This window comes from Paucibacter sp. PLA-PC-4 (genome assembly GCF_026241155.1).
Classification (GTDB): Bacteria; Pseudomonadota; Gammaproteobacteria; order Burkholderiales; family Burkholderiaceae_C; genus Roseateles_E.
In genome coordinates this window covers 114,761-128,692 of the sequence record NZ_JAPFGP010000014.1, presented here as the reverse complement: position 1 = coordinate 128,692, position 13,932 = coordinate 114,761, and the positions used below count along the sequence as shown (strand labels likewise).

General features: G+C 64.0%; 17 protein-coding genes. 7 read left to right on the top strand and 10 right to left on the bottom strand.

Annotated features, from left to right (window positions below; genetic code table 11):
- Positions 1 to 9: 9 nt before the first annotated feature.
- Genes OOZ63_RS20595 through OOZ63_RS20575 form a run of 5 tightly spaced genes read left to right on the top strand, consistent with a single transcriptional unit; the run spans position 10 to position 3,212 of the window.
- Complete coding sequence (locus OOZ63_RS20595; protein ID WP_266007483.1) at positions 10 to 546, top strand: tetratricopeptide repeat protein; 537 nt, start codon at positions 10 to 12, stop codon at positions 544 to 546.
- A 45-nt stretch (positions 547 to 591) separates the two neighbouring features.
- The gene (locus OOZ63_RS20590) at positions 592 to 1,167 is read left to right on the top strand and encodes a peptidylprolyl isomerase (protein ID WP_266007482.1); all 576 of its coding nucleotides are present in this window, start codon (positions 592 to 594) and stop codon (positions 1,165 to 1,167) included.
- 5 nt (positions 1,168 to 1,172) lie between these two features.
- On the top strand, positions 1,173 to 1,667 hold the full coding sequence (locus tag OOZ63_RS20585) for a peptidylprolyl isomerase (RefSeq protein WP_137942447.1): 495 nt from the start codon (positions 1,173 to 1,175) through the stop codon (positions 1,665 to 1,667).
- Positions 1,654 to 2,427, top strand: coding sequence for a UDP-2,3-diacylglucosamine diphosphatase (locus OOZ63_RS20580; RefSeq protein ID WP_266007481.1), 774 nt, complete (start codon positions 1,654 to 1,656; stop codon positions 2,425 to 2,427). Before OOZ63_RS20585 ends, OOZ63_RS20580 begins: the two co-directional genes overlap by 14 nt.
- Positions 2,427 to 3,212: a zinc-dependent peptidase gene (locus OOZ63_RS20575; protein ID WP_266007480.1), complete on the top strand. Its 786-nt coding sequence runs from the start codon at positions 2,427 to 2,429 to the stop codon at positions 3,210 to 3,212. Before OOZ63_RS20580 ends, OOZ63_RS20575 begins: the two co-directional genes overlap by 1 nt.
- Before the next feature lie 26 nt (positions 3,213 to 3,238).
- Here the strand turns inward: OOZ63_RS20575 and clpA are convergent, their stop codons facing one another.
- On the bottom strand, positions 3,239 to 5,563 hold the full coding sequence (gene clpA, locus OOZ63_RS20570) for an ATP-dependent Clp protease ATP-binding subunit ClpA (protein ID WP_266007479.1): 2,325 nt from the start codon (positions 5,561 to 5,563) through the stop codon (positions 3,239 to 3,241).
- Entirely contained in the window at positions 5,560 to 5,928 is a 369-nt protein-coding gene (gene clpS / locus OOZ63_RS20565) for an ATP-dependent Clp protease adapter ClpS (protein ID WP_266007478.1), read from the bottom strand. The genes clpA and clpS overlap by 4 nt, the downstream gene beginning before the upstream one ends.
- A 222-nt stretch (positions 5,929 to 6,150) precedes the next feature.
- Here clpS and OOZ63_RS20560 point away from each other — a divergent pair, with 222 nt between their 5' ends.
- Positions 6,151 to 6,399 carry a cold-shock protein gene (locus OOZ63_RS20560; RefSeq protein WP_266007477.1) on the top strand — a complete coding sequence of 83 codons (249 nt, stop codon included), beginning with the start codon at positions 6,151 to 6,153 and terminating at the stop codon, positions 6,397 to 6,399.
- A gap of 75 nt (positions 6,400 to 6,474) precedes the next feature.
- Here the strand turns inward: OOZ63_RS20560 and icd are convergent, their stop codons facing one another.
- The 3 genes from icd to hemN form a co-directional block, all read right to left on the bottom strand.
- Positions 6,475 to 7,728: an NADP-dependent isocitrate dehydrogenase gene (gene icd / locus OOZ63_RS20555; RefSeq protein ID WP_266007476.1), complete on the bottom strand. Its 1,254-nt coding sequence runs from the start codon at positions 7,726 to 7,728 to the stop codon at positions 6,475 to 6,477.
- Between the two features lie 103 nt (positions 7,729 to 7,831).
- Positions 7,832 to 8,536: a sulfite exporter TauE/SafE family protein gene (locus OOZ63_RS20550; RefSeq protein ID WP_266007475.1), complete on the bottom strand. Its 705-nt coding sequence runs from the start codon at positions 8,534 to 8,536 to the stop codon at positions 7,832 to 7,834.
- 2 nt (positions 8,537 to 8,538) lie between these two features.
- Positions 8,539 to 9,948, bottom strand: coding sequence for an oxygen-independent coproporphyrinogen III oxidase (hemN, locus tag OOZ63_RS20545; RefSeq protein ID WP_266007474.1), 1,410 nt, complete (start codon positions 9,946 to 9,948; stop codon positions 8,539 to 8,541).
- Positions 9,949 to 10,127: 179 nt separating this feature from the next.
- On the opposite strand from hemN, the gene fnr reads away from it, so the two are divergent.
- On the top strand, positions 10,128 to 10,862 hold the full coding sequence (gene fnr / locus OOZ63_RS20540) for a fumarate/nitrate reduction transcriptional regulator Fnr (RefSeq protein ID WP_266007473.1): 735 nt from the start codon (positions 10,128 to 10,130) through the stop codon (positions 10,860 to 10,862).
- 1 nt (position 10,863) lies between these two features.
- Here fnr and OOZ63_RS20535 read toward each other — a convergent pair whose 3' ends face one another.
- Genes OOZ63_RS20535 through OOZ63_RS20515 form a run of 5 tightly spaced genes read right to left on the bottom strand, consistent with a single transcriptional unit; the run spans position 10,864 to position 13,932 of the window.
- On the bottom strand, positions 10,864 to 11,112 hold the full coding sequence (locus OOZ63_RS20535) for a hypothetical protein (RefSeq protein WP_266007472.1): 249 nt from the start codon (positions 11,110 to 11,112) through the stop codon (positions 10,864 to 10,866).
- Positions 11,112 to 11,363 (bottom strand): hypothetical protein, encoded by a 252-nt coding sequence (locus OOZ63_RS20530; RefSeq protein ID WP_266007471.1) that lies wholly within the window; start codon positions 11,361 to 11,363, stop codon positions 11,112 to 11,114. The genes OOZ63_RS20535 and OOZ63_RS20530 overlap by 1 nt, the downstream gene beginning before the upstream one ends.
- A gap of 27 nt (positions 11,364 to 11,390) precedes the next feature.
- Positions 11,391 to 12,845 carry a cytochrome c oxidase accessory protein CcoG gene (ccoG, locus tag OOZ63_RS20525; RefSeq protein ID WP_266007470.1) on the bottom strand — a complete coding sequence of 485 codons (1,455 nt, stop codon included), beginning with the start codon at positions 12,843 to 12,845 and terminating at the stop codon, positions 11,391 to 11,393.
- 15 nt (positions 12,846 to 12,860) lie between these two features.
- Entirely contained in the window at positions 12,861 to 13,781 is a 921-nt protein-coding gene (gene ccoP, locus OOZ63_RS20520; RefSeq protein WP_266007469.1) for a cytochrome-c oxidase, cbb3-type subunit III, read from the bottom strand.
- A complete protein-coding gene (locus OOZ63_RS20515; protein WP_266007468.1) occupies positions 13,771 to 13,932 on the bottom strand; it encodes a cbb3-type cytochrome oxidase subunit 3 in 162 nt (53 codons plus the stop codon). The genes ccoP and OOZ63_RS20515 overlap by 11 nt, the downstream gene beginning before the upstream one ends.

The following is a 13,932-nucleotide window of genomic DNA, read 5'->3' as shown; positions in this document are numbered from 1 at the left end:
GCTGCCAGCTTGCGTCTCTTTTCCCGTCCCCACAGGCTGCGCCTTGCAGCCCTGCTGACGGCCGCGTGGCTGTGCGCGCTGCCTGCTGGGGCGCAGGATTTCGACGCGGCGCAGGCCCTGTGGCTGCAAGGTCAGAAAACCCAGGCACTGCAGACCGTGCAGGCCGCGCTGCTGCTCAACCCCAATGACGCCAAGCTGCGCTTTGCCCAGGCGGTGATGCAGATGGAACTGGGACAAGCCAGCCAGGCCGAGGCCGGTCTGCTGGCCCTGACACAGGACTACCCCGACCTGGCCGACCCGTTCAACAACCTGGCCGTGCTCTATGCCGCCCGGGGTGAGCTGGATATGGCTCATGCCGCGCTGGAACAGGCGGTGCGGCTGCAGCCCGAGCACGCCCAGGCCCAGGAGAACCTCGGCGACGTGCTGCTGCGCATGGCGGCCCGGGCTTACGGGCTGGCGCTCAAGCATGGCAGCGGCGACACCAGTGCCCTGCAACTAAAGCGCAGCCGCTTGCAGAGCCTGGCCCCGGCAGCGGCGACGCGCTGACGGCCTGGGTAACAATAGCGCTCTCGCGTTTTTCAGCTCGCAAACATGTTCATGCAAAAACACTCCTTCCTCCCTGTGCTGGGCCTACTGACGCTGCTGGCCGCCGCTCCGGCCTCGGCTCAGACAGTCAAGCTGAGCACGACCGAGGGCGATATCCGCATCGAGCTGGATGCCCAGAAGGCGCCCAAGTCCGTCGACAACTTCGTCAAGTATGTGAAAGCCGGGCATTACAACGGCACGATCTTCCATCGCGTGATCGAGGGCTTCATGATCCAGGGCGGCGGCTTCACACCGAAGATGGAGCAAAAGCCGACACGTCCGCCGATCCCTCTGGAAGCCGGCAACGGCCTGAATAATGTGCGAGGCACGCTGGCCATGGCCCGCACCGGCGACCCCAACTCCGCCACCGCCCAGTTCTTCATCAATGTCGTTGACAACCCCTTCCTGGACGCCGCCAACGCACGCGACGGCAAGGGCTACGCGGTGTTCGGCCGTGTTGTCGAGGGCATGGACATCGTCGACAAGATTCGTATCAAACCCACGGGCAACCAAGGCATGCACCAAAACCTGCCTGTTGCACCCGTGATCATCACCAAGGCCATTGTGGAGCCCAAGAAATGAGCAAGATCGTTGAACTGCATACCAATCACGGCCTGATCAAGGTCGAACTCGACGATGCCAAGGCACCGCTGAGCGTCGAAAACTTCCTGAGCTACGTGCGCAAGGGCCATTACGACGGCACGGTGTTTCACCGCGTCATCAAGGGCTTCATGATCCAGGGCGGCGGCATGGAGCCCGGCATGAAACAAAAGCCCACCGACGCAACGATCCAGAACGAGGCCAACAACGGCCTGACCAACGAGCATTACACGCTGGCCATGGCCCGTACCAATGCCCCGCACTCGGCTTCCAGCCAATTCTTCATCAACACGACCAACAACGGGTTCTTGAACTTCAAGTCCGAGACACCATCGGGCTGGGGCTATGCCGTGTTCGGCAAGGTGATCGAAGGCAAGGAAGTCGTCGATGCCATCGAGAAGGTCAAGACCGGCCGCAGCGGTTTTCATGACGATGTGCCGCTGGAAGATGTGGTGATCGAGCGCGCGGTTGAAATCGCCTGATATCGACGCCCCGACCCTGATCGCGCCTGCCGAGTGGGGCGTGATCGACTTTCTGTCGGACCTGCATCTAGCGCCCGCCACGCCGCTGACGCTGGCGGCGCTTGAGCAGCACCTGGAGCACACGCCGGCACAGGCGGTGTTCTTGCTCGGCGATATCTTCGAGGTCTGGATCGGCGACGATGCCCGCTTCGAAGGTTTCGAAGCCGAGTGCACGGCCTTGCTGCAACGCGCCGGCCGGAAACGTCGGCTCTTCTTCATGGCCGGCAACCGCGACTTCCTGCTCGGCGAGGCGATGGCGCAGGACGCAGGTCTGCAGTTGCTGCCCGACCCGGTCGCACTCGAGGCTTTCGGCCAGCGCATCCTGCTCAGCCATGGCGACGCGCTGTGTCTGGACGACCACAACTACCAACGCTTTCGCGCCCAGGTCCGCGGAGCGGACTGGCAGCGTGAATTCCTGTCCCAACCGCTGCTGCAGCGACGCGCGATCGCGCGCCAAATGCGCGAAGCCAGCGAGCTGAACAAACGCCAGCAAAGCCCGCAAGTCTGGTCCGACCTCGATGCAGCCGCCTGCCGTGACTGGCTGCGGCAGGCCCAGTGCCAGGTCTTGCTGCATGGTCACACGCACCGTCCCGCCGTTCATGACCTGGGCGAAGACCTGAGGCGCTGGGTGCTGTCCGATTGGGACATGGAGGCCCAACTCCCGCGCGCCGATGTCCTGCGCCTGGACGCCCAGGGCTTGCGGCGCATCGCTTCGCTCTGATGCTGGGTCGCCTGTGGTCGGCCTGGCAGGCCAGGCGGGAGGCGCAGACGCTGCGCGACTACGCCATCCCCGAGCCCCTGTGGCGCTTGACGCTGCTGCGCTACCCCTTCATCGCCACCCGCTCAAGCGAGGAACTGACTGAGCTGCGGCGCCTGTGTTCGCTGTTTCTGTCCACCAAGGAATTCCATGGCGTCGACGGCTTCCAGGTTACGGACGAGGTCGCGCTGGCCGTCGCGGCCCAGGCCTGCCTGCCGGTGCTGCGCCTGGGACTGGCGGCCTACGACGGCTTTGTCGGCATCGTGATGCATGCCGGCGAGGTGGTTGCGCAGCGCGAATTCGTCGACGAGGACGGTGTGGTCCACCACTACGAGGAGGTGCTGGCCGGCGAGGCAATGGAGGGCGGGCCCTTGATGCTGGCATGGAGCGAGGTCGACAGTGGTGACCCCGCCTCCGCAGAGCCAGACAGCATCTACAACGTCGTCATCCATGAGTTCGCTCATGTCCTGGACATGGGTGACGGCCTCGCAGATGGTGTGCCGCCGCTGGACTCAGTGGCCGAGCGCGAACGCTGGCTTGAGGTGATCGAGGCCGAGTGGCAATGGTTCTGCGATCAGGTCGATGCTGGAGCGCAGACCCTGATCGATCCCTACGGCGCAGAGAGTCCGGAAGAGTTCTTCGCCGTCGCGGCCGAAGCCTTCTTTGTCGCACCGGCCGAGCTGAAGTGGGAGCAGCCGGCGCTGTATGACCTACTGGCCACCTACTTCAGGCAAGACCCAGCCCCGTAAAAAAGGCCCCGAGGGGCCTCTTGTGCTCAGCTGGCCGTCGCCGGCTCGGCCTTGGGCTTGTTATCGCTGGCACGCTTGAGCGGCTGGATATCCAGCTGCACCGCGCCCGCCTCGTCCACGTCGACGCCCAGACGTCCGCCGTCGACAAGACGGCCGAACAGCAACTCGTCGGCCAAGGCGCGGCGAATCGTGTCCTGGATCAGGCGCTGCATCGGCCGCGCACCCATCAGCGGATCGAAGCCCTTCTTCCCCAGGTGCTTGCGCAGCGCATCGCTGAAGGTGACCTCGACCTTCTTCTCCTGCAACTGGCTTTCCAGCTGCAGCAAGAACTTGTCGACCACGCGCAGGATGATCTCCTCGTCCAGCGCGCGGAAGGACACGATGGCATCCAAACGGTTGCGGAACTCGGGCGTGAACAGGCGCTTGATATCGGCCATCTCGTCGCCCTGCTCACGCGAATTGGTGAAGCCTATCGTCGACTTGTTCATCGTCTCGGCGCCCGCATTGGTCGTCATGATGATGATGATGTTGCGGAAGTCGGCCTTGCGTCCGTTGTTGTCGGTCAGCGAGCCATGGTCCATCACCTGCAGCAGCACATTGAAGACATCCGGATGCGCCTTCTCGATCTCGTCGAGCAGCAGCACCGCATGCGGCTTCTTCGTGATCGCCTCGGTCAGCAGACCGCCCTGATCAAAACCGACATAGCCCGGAGGCGCGCCGATCAGGCGACTGACCGCATGGCGCTCCATGTATTCGGACATATCGAAGCGGATCAGCTCGATGCCCAGGATATACGCCAGTTGCTTGGCAACCTCGGTCTTGCCGACGCCAGTGGGGCCGCTGAAAAGGAAGCTGCCGATGGGCTTGTCCGGCTTGCCCAGGCCCGAACGCGCCATCTTGATCGCGGCCGCCAGCGCATCGATAGCCGGCTCCTGGCCGAACACCACGCTGTTGAGGTCGCGGTCCAGGCTCTTGAGCTTGCCGCGGTCATCGCTGGACACCGAGGCCGGCGGGATACGCGCGATCTTGGCGACGATGTCCTCGACCTCGTTGCGGGTGATGGTCTTCTTTTGCTTGCTCTTGGGCAGGATGCGCTGCGCGGCTCCAGCCTCGTCGATCACATCGATGGCCTTGTCCGGCAGATGTCGGTCATTGATGTACTTGGCCGACAGTTCGGCCGCCGCCTGCAGCGCACCCAGTGCGTACTTGACGCTGTGATGCTCCTCAAAGCGCGACTTCAGACCCTTCAGGATCTCGACGGTTTGCTCGACCGAGGGTTCGACCACGTCGACCTTTTGGAAGCGCCTTGAAAGCGCCGCGTCCTTCTCGAAGATGCCGCGGTACTCGCTGAAGGTGGTCGCACCTATGCACTTCATCGCGCCGGAGGACAAAGCAGGCTTGAGCAGATTGCTCGCGTCAAGCGTGCCGCCAGAGGCCGCACCGGCACCGATCAGGGTGTGGATTTCGTCGATGAAGAGCACCGCATTGGGCTGGTCCTTGAGCTGCTTGAGCACCGCCTTCAGGCGCTGCTCGAAGTCGCCGCGGTACTTGGTGCCAGCCAGCAGCGCGCCCATGTCCAGCGAATAGACCACGCTGTCGGACAGCACCTCGGGCACATCGCCTTCGGTGATGCGCCAGGCCAGGCCCTCGGCAATAGCGGTCTTGCCGACACCGGCCTCGCCGACCAGCAGCGGATTGTTCTTGCGCCGGCGGCACAGGATCTGCACGACGCGCTCGACCTCGTGCTCGCGGCCGATCAGCGGATCAATCTTGCCGTCCTTGGCCAGCTGGTTGAGGTTTTGCGTGAACTGCTCCAAGGGCGAGCCCTTGCCGCCGCCCTGCGCATCGGCCTCTTCGCGCTCGCTCTCACCGCCCCCGCTGCCTTCCTGGCCCTTCGCAGGCTCGGGCGGCTCGCTCTTCTTGATGCCGTGGGCGATGTAGTTGACGACGTCCAGCCGGGTCACGCCTTGCTGGTGCAGGTAGTAGACGGCATGCGAGTCCTTTTCGCCGAAGATCGCGACCAGCACATTCGCACCGGTGACTTCCTTCTTGCCGCTGCCGGTGGACTGCACATGCATGATGGCGCGCTGGATGACGCGCTGAAAGCCCAGCGTCGGCTGCGTATCCACTTCCTCGCTGCCGCCCACTGTGGGCGTGTTTTCCTTGATGAACTGCGCCAGGCTCTTGCGCAAATCATCGATATTGGCCGAACAGGCCCGCAGCACCTCGGCTGCGGACGGGTTGTCCAGCAGGGCCATCAGCAGGTGTTCGACGGTGATGAATTCGTGACGCTGCTGACGCGCTTCGACAAACGCCATGTGCAGGCTGACTTCAAGCTCTTGCGCAATCATGCGGCCTCCATAATGCACTGCAGGGGATGGCCGGCTCGCCTTGCGGCGGCCAGCACCAACTCAACCTTGGTGGCCGCCACGTCCTTGGTGAAAACACCGCAAACGCCCCGGCCCTCATGGTGAATTTTCAGCATGATTTGGGTTGCAGTATCCAAGTCATGGCGAAAAAACTCTTGTAGCACCATGACGACAAACTCCATGGGCGTGAAATCATCATTGAGCAGCAGCACCTGGTACAGGCGCGGCGGCTCGGTTTTCTGCGTCACCCGCTCCAGCGTGGTGGTGCCGTCCGCATCGTCGCGGCCGGGCCCGACGCCCGGGGTATTCACCGGCGGTTCGGGGGGCTTGTTGGGTAGATCGGGCATGGGCTGATTCTATAGAGTGGGGCCGGAGCGCGCCGCTGCAAGGGGATCTTCCGTCAAGCATTCCACAAGCAGCCTGGAATATGGGGGCGAGCTACGCGCCTTTTCAACGCCCCAGCGCACCCTCTCCGTACAACTACCCCCCGGGCAGGCCCCGAATTGACAGCCGATGGACCCCGCTTTGAGAATCCTGCCGGTACAAAAACCAGTGGGGTGGAGACGGTTATGGCAGTAGGAACGGTGAAATGGTTCAACGACGCCAAGGGCTTCGGCTTTCTTGAACCGGAGGCGGGCGGCGAAGATGTATTCGCGCATTTCTCGGCCATCCAGATGGAGGGCTTTCGCACGCTGCGTCAGGGTGGCCGGGTCAGCTTTGATCTGGTGCAAGGTCCCAAGGGGCAGCTGGCACAGAACATCCGCCCGCTGGACGAGGCCGAGCTGATGCAGGAAAGCCAAGCGCTTCGCGCCGCCTGATGCGGCACTGACTGCGGCGTTGGCTGCGGCCTCGGCCACGCTCATCCGGCACCGGGAGGTGCCGGATGAAGGGAATCACATCTGGTCGATCATGACCTGGCCGAAGCCCGAGCAGGACACCTGGGTCGCGCCGTCCATCAGGCGGGCGAAGTCGTAGGTGACTTTTTTGCTGGCGATGGCCTTCTCCAGCGAGCTGATGATCAGGTCGGCCGCCGCCGTCCAGCCCATATGGCGCAGCATCATCTCGGCCGACAGGATTTCGCTGCCCGGGTTCACATAGTCCTTGCCCGCATACTTCGGCGCGGTGCCATGGGTGGCTTCGAAGCACGCCACCGAGTCCGACATATTGGCGCCGGGCGCGATGCCAATGCCGCCGACCTGGGCGGCCAGCGCGTCGGAGATGTAGTCGCCGTTGAGGTTCAGCGTCGCGACCACCGAATACTCGGCCGGACGCAGCAGGATCTGCTGCAAGAAGGCGTCCGCGATCGAATCCTTGATCGTGATGTCCTTGCCGCTCTTCGGGCTCTTGAACCTGCACCAGGGGCCGCCGTCGATCAGTTCCGCGCCGAATTCTTTTTGCGCCAGGCTGTAGGCCCAGTCACGGAAGCCACCCTCGGTGTACTTCATGATATTTCCCTTGTGCACGATGGTGACGCTGGGCTTGTCGTTATCGATCGCGTACTGAATGGCCTTGCGCACCAGGCGCTCGGTGCCCTCGCGCGAGACCGGCTTGATGCCGATGCCCGAGGTATTGGGAAAGCGTATCTTCTTGACGCCCATCTCCTCTTGCAGGAACTTGATCAGCTTCTTGGCCTTGTCGCTCTCGGCTTCGTACTCGATGCCGGCATAAATGTCTTCCGAGTTCTCGCGGAAGATCACCATATGGGTCTTCTCGGGCTCCTTCAGCGGCGAAGGCACACCCTTGAAATACTGGACCGGGCGCAGGCAGACATACAGGTCCAGCTCCTGGCGCAGCGCGACGTTCAGCGAACGAATGCCGCCGCCGACCGGCGTGGTCAGCGGGCCCTTGATCGAGACCACATACTCGCGCAACACCTCCAGCGTTTCGGCCGGCAGCCAGACGTCGGGGCCGTAGACCTTGGTAGCCTTCTCGCCGGCATAGATCTCCATCCAGTGGATCTTTTTCTTGCCGGCATAGGCCTTGGCCACCGCGGCATCGACCACCTTGACCATCACCGGCGTGATGTCAAAACCGGTGCCATCGCCCTCGATGAAGGGAATGATCGGCTGATCGGGCACATTCAGGGAGAAGTCGGCGTTGACGGTGATCTTCTGCCCGCCCTCGGGCACCTTGATGTGTTGATACATGTGTGGTCTGCTCCGCGCAAAGCGCAAGGGGTGAAACGACTGAGGCGCCGATTCTATGCCGTCAAGCCCGGGTAGGGGCTCAAGTCTTATATAAGTGTTGGACTCAAAAAGTGCGTCCGCACCAGTCGGCTATCTGCACCCAGACCCCATGGCTCAGCGCGAAAACCGAGGCCATCGCCAGACCCAGCCCGGCCAGCCGGATGGCCCAGACCAGACCGCCCTCCCCGCCCCCGAACAGGCGGCGCAGCAGCGCCGGCCCCAGCACGAGGCCCAGGCCGGAGCCGGCGGCGAATGCCGTCATCACCAGCGCCCCCTGCGCCGGCCCCGAGGCCAGCGCCGCCACCACCAGGGCCGACTGCAGCAGGCCGCAGGGCCAGGCCAACCAGGCAAGGCCGCCCAGCAGCGCGCGGGTGGGTCGGGCCCCTCCCAAGACGGCCTGGCCGTGCCGCAGACCCACCAGCGAGACGCTGGCCTCGCGCGAAGCCCGCTGGCCGAGGTTCTCCAGCCAGGCCGGCTGGCGCCCGCGCCACAACAGATAAAGACCCAGACCCAGCGCCGCCATATGCACCATCACCCACAGCGGTCGCAGCACCGCCGTGGCCTGGCCCAGCTGCGCGGCCCAGCCGACGCTGGCGGCCGCCAGCGCACCGCCGGCCGCATAGCTGAGCCAGCGCCCGAGCTGAAACGAGACCATAGCGCGCGGCGCGCCGCCGCTCAGGCCGGCGCAGGCCGCGCCGCACATCGCCAGGCAATGGGGGGAACCGGCCAGGCCCATCAGCAGGGCCGAGCCGGCAAGAGCTGCATCCATGCTCAGATGATCTTAGAAAAGCGCTCTCTTGTGCGATCGGCCTGCAGATAACGATCGAACACCATGGCGACGGCCCGCACAAAATACCAGCCCAGCGCCGTGACCTCGATCGCATCCGGCGTGATCGTGACCATACCAGCCTGTTGCAGCGGGGCCAGCTGTTCCAGCTCGGGCCGGAAGTACTCGCGCACCTTGATCAAATGGGCCAGCTCGATCGACTCGAACTCGACCCGGCCCTGGCACATCAGTGCCATGATCATCGCGCGGCGCAGCAGGTCGTCGCGCGTCAGCGCCAGGCCGCGCACTACCGGCAACTGGCCCTGGCGCAGTGAGTCGTAATACTCGGGCAGAGTTTTGGCGTTCTGGCTGTAGGTGGCACCGACCCGGCCAATGGCCGAGACGCCCAGGCCGATCAGATCGCAGTCGGCCTGGGTGCTGTAGCCCTGGAAGTTGCGGTGCAAGCGCCCCTGGCGCTTGGCCACCGCCAGTGAGTCGGTCGGCAAGGCGAAATGGTCCATGCCGATATAGCTGTAGCCCTTGGCAATGAAACCGCCGATCGCTCCCGAAAGCATGTGCAGCTTGTCAGCGGCCGGTGGCAGCTGGGTGATGTCGATCCGACGCTGCGGCTTGAAGCGCTGCGGCAGATGGGCATAGCCATAGAGCGCGATGCGGTCAGGCCGCAGCGCCGCGACCTGGGCAACGGTGCGGGCAAACGATTCAGGGGTCTGCAGCGGCAGGCCGTAGATCAGGTCGACATTGGTCGACTCGAAGCCCAGCGCGCGGGCCTGGCTCATCAGACTGGCCACGCTGTCAAAGCTCTGAATGCGGTGCACCGCCTTCTGCACCTCGGGATCGAAGTCCTGTACTCCGAAGCTCAGCCGATTGAAGCCCAGGCTGCGCAGATGCGTCAGGCGCTGCTCGGTGACGGTGCGCGGATCCACCTCGATCGAGATCTCGGCGCCCGCCGCCAACTTGAAGCGGCTGTGCAGATCCAGCATCAACTGACTCAGCTCGGCATCGCTCAGAAAGGTCGGCGAGCCACCACCCAGATGCAGCTGCGACACGGTCTGTGCACGACCCAGATGGGCCAGCGTCAGGTCCATCTCGGTGTTCAGGGCCTGCAGATACTCGCCGGCCCGCTCATGATGGCGGGTGATGACCTTGTTACAGGCGCAGTAGTAGCAGACCGATTCGCAAAACGGCACATGAACATAGACCGACAGCGGCGTGCCGCCGCCGACCAGCGAGCCGCCGGCGCGCTGGGCCAGCGCCTGTTCGTACTGCGTGACCGTGAAAGCCTCGACGAAGCGGTCGGCGGTCGGGTAGGAGGTGTAGCGAGGGCCGGCCACGTCGTAGCGACGCAGCAGTTCTTCGCTGATTCCGAGTGTTGTGGCGGTGGTGCTGTTTGGCATGTCCGCCACTGTGCCAAGCCTAGCTGGCGGGCGATTGACCTGCATCAAGCTTGCTGCGCATGGCCCCGACAACAATCACGGCAACCTTGAGGAACATCATGCTGACTCCCCTCCACTCTGCGCCCACCCCGGACACCGGCAAGGACTCCGGCTGCCCCGGGCAGACCATAATGCGTGGCATGAGTACCGCACCCGCCATCAAGATCGAGCCCTTCAAGGTCGCCTGCTCCAGCTGCAATCTGCGCGAGCTGTGTCTGCCGGTGGGCCTGTCCAAGCCCGATCTGGAGCAGCTCGACAGCCTGGTGGCCACGCGCCGCCAGGTGGCGCGCGGCGACACCTTGTTCCGCACCGGCGACGCCTTCCAGTCACTCTATGCGGTGCGCACCGGCTTCTTCAAGACCTGCGTGTCCTCTGAGGACGGCCGCGACCAGGTGACCGGCTTCCAGATGGCCGGCGAGTTGCTGGGGCTGGACGGCATCAGCAATGACCGACACAGCTGCGATGCGGTGGCGCTGGAGGACTCCCAGGTCTGCGTGATCCCCTACGAGCAGCTAGAGGAGTTGTCGCGCGAGTTCACCGATCTGCAGCACCAGTTCCACAAGATCATGAGCCGTGAGATCGTGCGCGATCATGGCGTGATGCTGTTGCTGGGCAGCATGCGTGCGGAAGAGCGCCTCGCGGCCTTTTTGCTGAACCTGACCCAGCGCCTGCAGGCGCGCGGCTTCTCGGCCTCTAGCCTGGTGCTGCGCATGACGCGCGAGGAGATCGGCAGCTACCTGGGCCTGAAGCTCGAGACCGTGTCACGCACCTTCTCGAAGTTCCAGGAGGAGGGCCTGCTGGACGTCAAGCAGCGTCAGATTCAGATCCTCGACCAGGCCGGTCTGCAGCGCCTGGTGAACAGCAGCAACTGCTGATTCAGCGCTCGTCCTTTGTGGCGAGCGGCAAGCCGGCCAGCCACAGGCTCAGCGCCGAACTCAGCCCGGTCACGATCCAGAAGCCCAGAAAGCCCAGCGTGTAGATGCTGGTGCCGGACAGTGAACTGGCCTCGACCAATGCGGCCGGATCAAGCAGGCTGAAGACCAGAACTTCCAGCACCCCAGCCATCAAGAACGAAGGCCACAGGATGGCCATGACCAGGCGCGAGCGCCGTGATGGCTCGTCCATCAGCGCCCCCCGGTGGCGGCATGGTTGCGGGCCTTCATGGCCGGTGTCTGTGCCGAACTCATTGCCGCTTCACTGCCGGCACTGGCCTGAGCCGGCACCACCTCGATCACCGGGTCAGGGTAGGTGATGGCCAGCGCGAGCGTCACAAAGGACGCAACCACCACCACGCTGGGGCCGCCGATCACCAGCCACATCATCGATTCGCGCCACCAGGGTCGGCTCGGCGTGTTGCTTGCTTGCGGTTGACTCATGTTTGCTCCTGCAGGATGCCGCCACGCTCAGCGCGGCACGACAAAGGTTGACTTCTCGCTCAAGGTATAGGCGGGATGCTCGTCTGTCCCGGCCTCGCGCTCGATGGCGAAACGGATCTCATGGGCGCCGCTGCCGGCCTGAGCCGCGCTCTGCGGCGGCAACCGCAGAGCCACAGAGACCCACCGCGCCTCGGCAGGCCCGACCTCCAGCAGCACCGGCTGTGCGGTGGCAAGCCCGGGCAGGCCCGCGGCCGCGATGCGGTAGTGCTGCACGGCCTCGGTGGTATTCATGATCTGCAGCCGGTAGACGTTCTCGATGAAGCCGTCGTCGACCAGGCGCGCCAGCGCGCCGCGATCGCGCACCACATCGACCTTGAAAGGCGCGCGCAGCGCCAGACTGGTGAACAGGCCGGCAGTAATCAGCAGCAGCACAGCGCCGTAGATCAATACCCGAGGTCGGAAGATGCGCAGCAGCCTTTCGCTGCGGCTCAGATGCTGAGACAGGCCGTTCTCGGTGTCGTAACGGATCAGGCCGCGCGGATAGCTCATCTTGTCCATCACGCTGTCGCAGACGTCGATGCAGGCGGCACAGCCTATGCACTCGTACTGCAGACCCTTGCGGATGTCGATGCCGGTCGGGCAGACCTGCACGCACAGGGTGCAGTCGATGCACGAACCCAGGCCCAGCGCGGCCGGATCGGCCTTCTTGCTGCGCGAGCCGCGCGGCTCGCCGCGTTCGGCGTCGTAGCTGATGATCAGCGTGTCCTTGTCGAACATCGCGCTCTGGAAGCGCGCATAAGGACACATGTATTTGCAGACCTGCTCGCGCATATAGCCCGCATTGCCATAGGTCGCAAAACCGTAGAAGAGGATCCAAAACCATTCCCAGGGACCCAGGCCCAGGGTCATGACCTCCTGGCTGAGCACCTTGATCGGCGTGAAGTAGCCGACAAAGGTGAAGCCGGTCCACAGCCCGATGGCGATCCAGGCCGTCTGCTTGCCACCCTTGCGCAGCAGTTTCTCGGGGCCCCAGGGTGCGGCGTCGAGCTTCATGCGTTTGGCGCGGTCACCCTCGAACTTGTGCTCCACCCACATGAAGATTTCGGTATAGACCGTCTGCGGACAGGCGAAACCGCACCACAGCCGCCCCGCTACAGCGGTGAACAGGAACAGCGCATAGGCCGAGATGAGCAGCAGCCCGGTCAGGTAGATGAAGTCCTGCGGATACAGGACCAGGCCTAGGATGTAGAAACGCCTCGATTCGAGGTCGAACAACACCGCCTGGCGACTACCCCAGTCCAGCCAGGGCAGGCCATAGAACAGCAGCTGCGTCGCCCACACCAGTACCCAGCGCCAGGTGGCGAACCAGCCGCTGACGGCCCGGGAGTAGATTTTCTGCTGGGCCTGGTAGAGCGACACCATCTCGGTGGCGGCATCGTCGGCCGCCACCAGAGGGATGACCTTGCGCGGGGGGCTGTCCATCGGGGCTGCAGACGATTACTTGACAGCAACGGCCGTCGAGGACCGCGACAGGCCCCAGACATAGGCGGCCAGCACGCGGACCTGCTCGGGGCTGAGCCGCTCGCCATGGGCCGGCATCATATTGTTCTTGCCGTTGTTGATGATGGCCACAATGGCGTCTTCACCCCAACCGTGCAGCCAGATCTTGTCGGTCAGATTGGGGGCACCGAGAGCCTGGTTGCCTTTGCCGTCCATGCCATGGCAGGCCGCGCAGACACCGAACTTGCTGCGACCGAGCTGTGCCGCAATCGAGTTGTGCGCGCTGCCCGACAGGCTCAGCACATAGTTGGCCACGTTGCGCACGTCCTCGGGCTTGCCCAGCGCCGCAGCCATCGGTGGCATCACGCCGTTGCGGCCCTTGCTGATGGTCTCGATGATGGTCTCGTGCTTGTCCCCATACAGCCAGTCGCTATCGGCCAGATTCGGAAAGCCCTTGCTGCCCTTGGCGTCGGAGCCATGGCAGCCAGCGCAGTTGTTGGCAAACAGACGCTCGCCGATGCCCATGGCCTGGCCGTTCTTGGCCAGTTCCTCGACCGGCATTGCGCTGAAAGGCGCGTAGACAGCCGCCAGCGCCGTGCGTGCCTTGGCCTGCTCGGCCTCGTACTGGCCAGTGCTGCTCCACTTCAGCGTGCCGGCCGCACTCCCCAGGCCCGGGTAGAGGGCCAGATAGATGCCGGAGAACAGAACCGTCAGCACGAACAAGCCCATCCACCAGCGCGGCAAGGGGTTGTTGAGCTCCTTGAGGTCCTCGTCCCAGACATGGCCGGTGCTGTTGTCATTGGCCATCACCTTGCGGCGGCTGGCAATAATGAGCAGGAACAGACACAGCAGCAGGCCCGCGATCGTGCTCGCAGCGACAAAAATGGACCAGCCGTTAGAGAAAAAATCACTTGTCATTGGGCTCTCCCATCTCGCCTTGCAGCGGCAGCTCGGCGATCTCGTCAAAGGTGCGCTGGTCGCGCTTTCGGCTGTATACCCAGACCACGATGGCCAGGAACATCAGCAGCAGCAGCAGAGTCACCGCGCTTCTCAGGGTGTTGATATCCAT

Coding starts and splice junctions, on each gene's coding strand:
- OOZ63_RS20515 (WP_266007468.1), bottom strand. CDS start 13,932: ATGGATATCAACACCCTGAGAAGCGCGGTGACTCTGCTGCTGCTGCTG.
- icd (WP_266007476.1), bottom strand. CDS start 7,728: ATGTATCAACACATCAAGGTGCCCGAGGGCGGGCAGAAGATCACCGTC.
- OOZ63_RS20575 (WP_266007480.1), top strand. CDS start 2,427: ATGCTGGGTCGCCTGTGGTCGGCCTGGCAGGCCAGGCGGGAGGCGCAG.
- OOZ63_RS20590 (WP_266007482.1), top strand. CDS start 592: ATGTTCATGCAAAAACACTCCTTCCTCCCTGTGCTGGGCCTACTGACG.
- OOZ63_RS20560 (WP_266007477.1), top strand. CDS start 6,151: ATGGCAGTAGGAACGGTGAAATGGTTCAACGACGCCAAGGGCTTCGGC.
- OOZ63_RS20530 (WP_266007471.1), bottom strand. CDS start 11,363: ATGAGTCAACCGCAAGCAAGCAACACGCCGAGCCGACCCTGGTGGCGC.
- clpA (WP_266007479.1), bottom strand. CDS start 5,563: ATGATTGCGCAAGAGCTTGAAGTCAGCCTGCACATGGCGTTTGTCGAA.
- fnr (WP_266007473.1), top strand. CDS start 10,128: ATGAGTACCGCACCCGCCATCAAGATCGAGCCCTTCAAGGTCGCCTGC.
- ccoP (WP_266007469.1), bottom strand. CDS start 13,781: ATGACAAGTGATTTTTTCTCTAACGGCTGGTCCATTTTTGTCGCTGCG.
- hemN (WP_266007474.1), bottom strand. CDS start 9,948: ATGCCAAACAGCACCACCGCCACAACACTCGGAATCAGCGAAGAACTG.
- OOZ63_RS20550 (WP_266007475.1), bottom strand. CDS start 8,536: ATGGATGCAGCTCTTGCCGGCTCGGCCCTGCTGATGGGCCTGGCCGGT.
- clpS (WP_266007478.1), bottom strand. CDS start 5,928: ATGCCCGATCTACCCAACAAGCCCCCCGAACCGCCGGTGAATACCCCG.
- ccoG (WP_266007470.1), bottom strand. CDS start 12,845: ATGGACAGCCCCCCGCGCAAGGTCATCCCTCTGGTGGCGGCCGACGAT.
- OOZ63_RS20535 (WP_266007472.1), bottom strand. CDS start 11,112: ATGGACGAGCCATCACGGCGCTCGCGCCTGGTCATGGCCATCCTGTGG.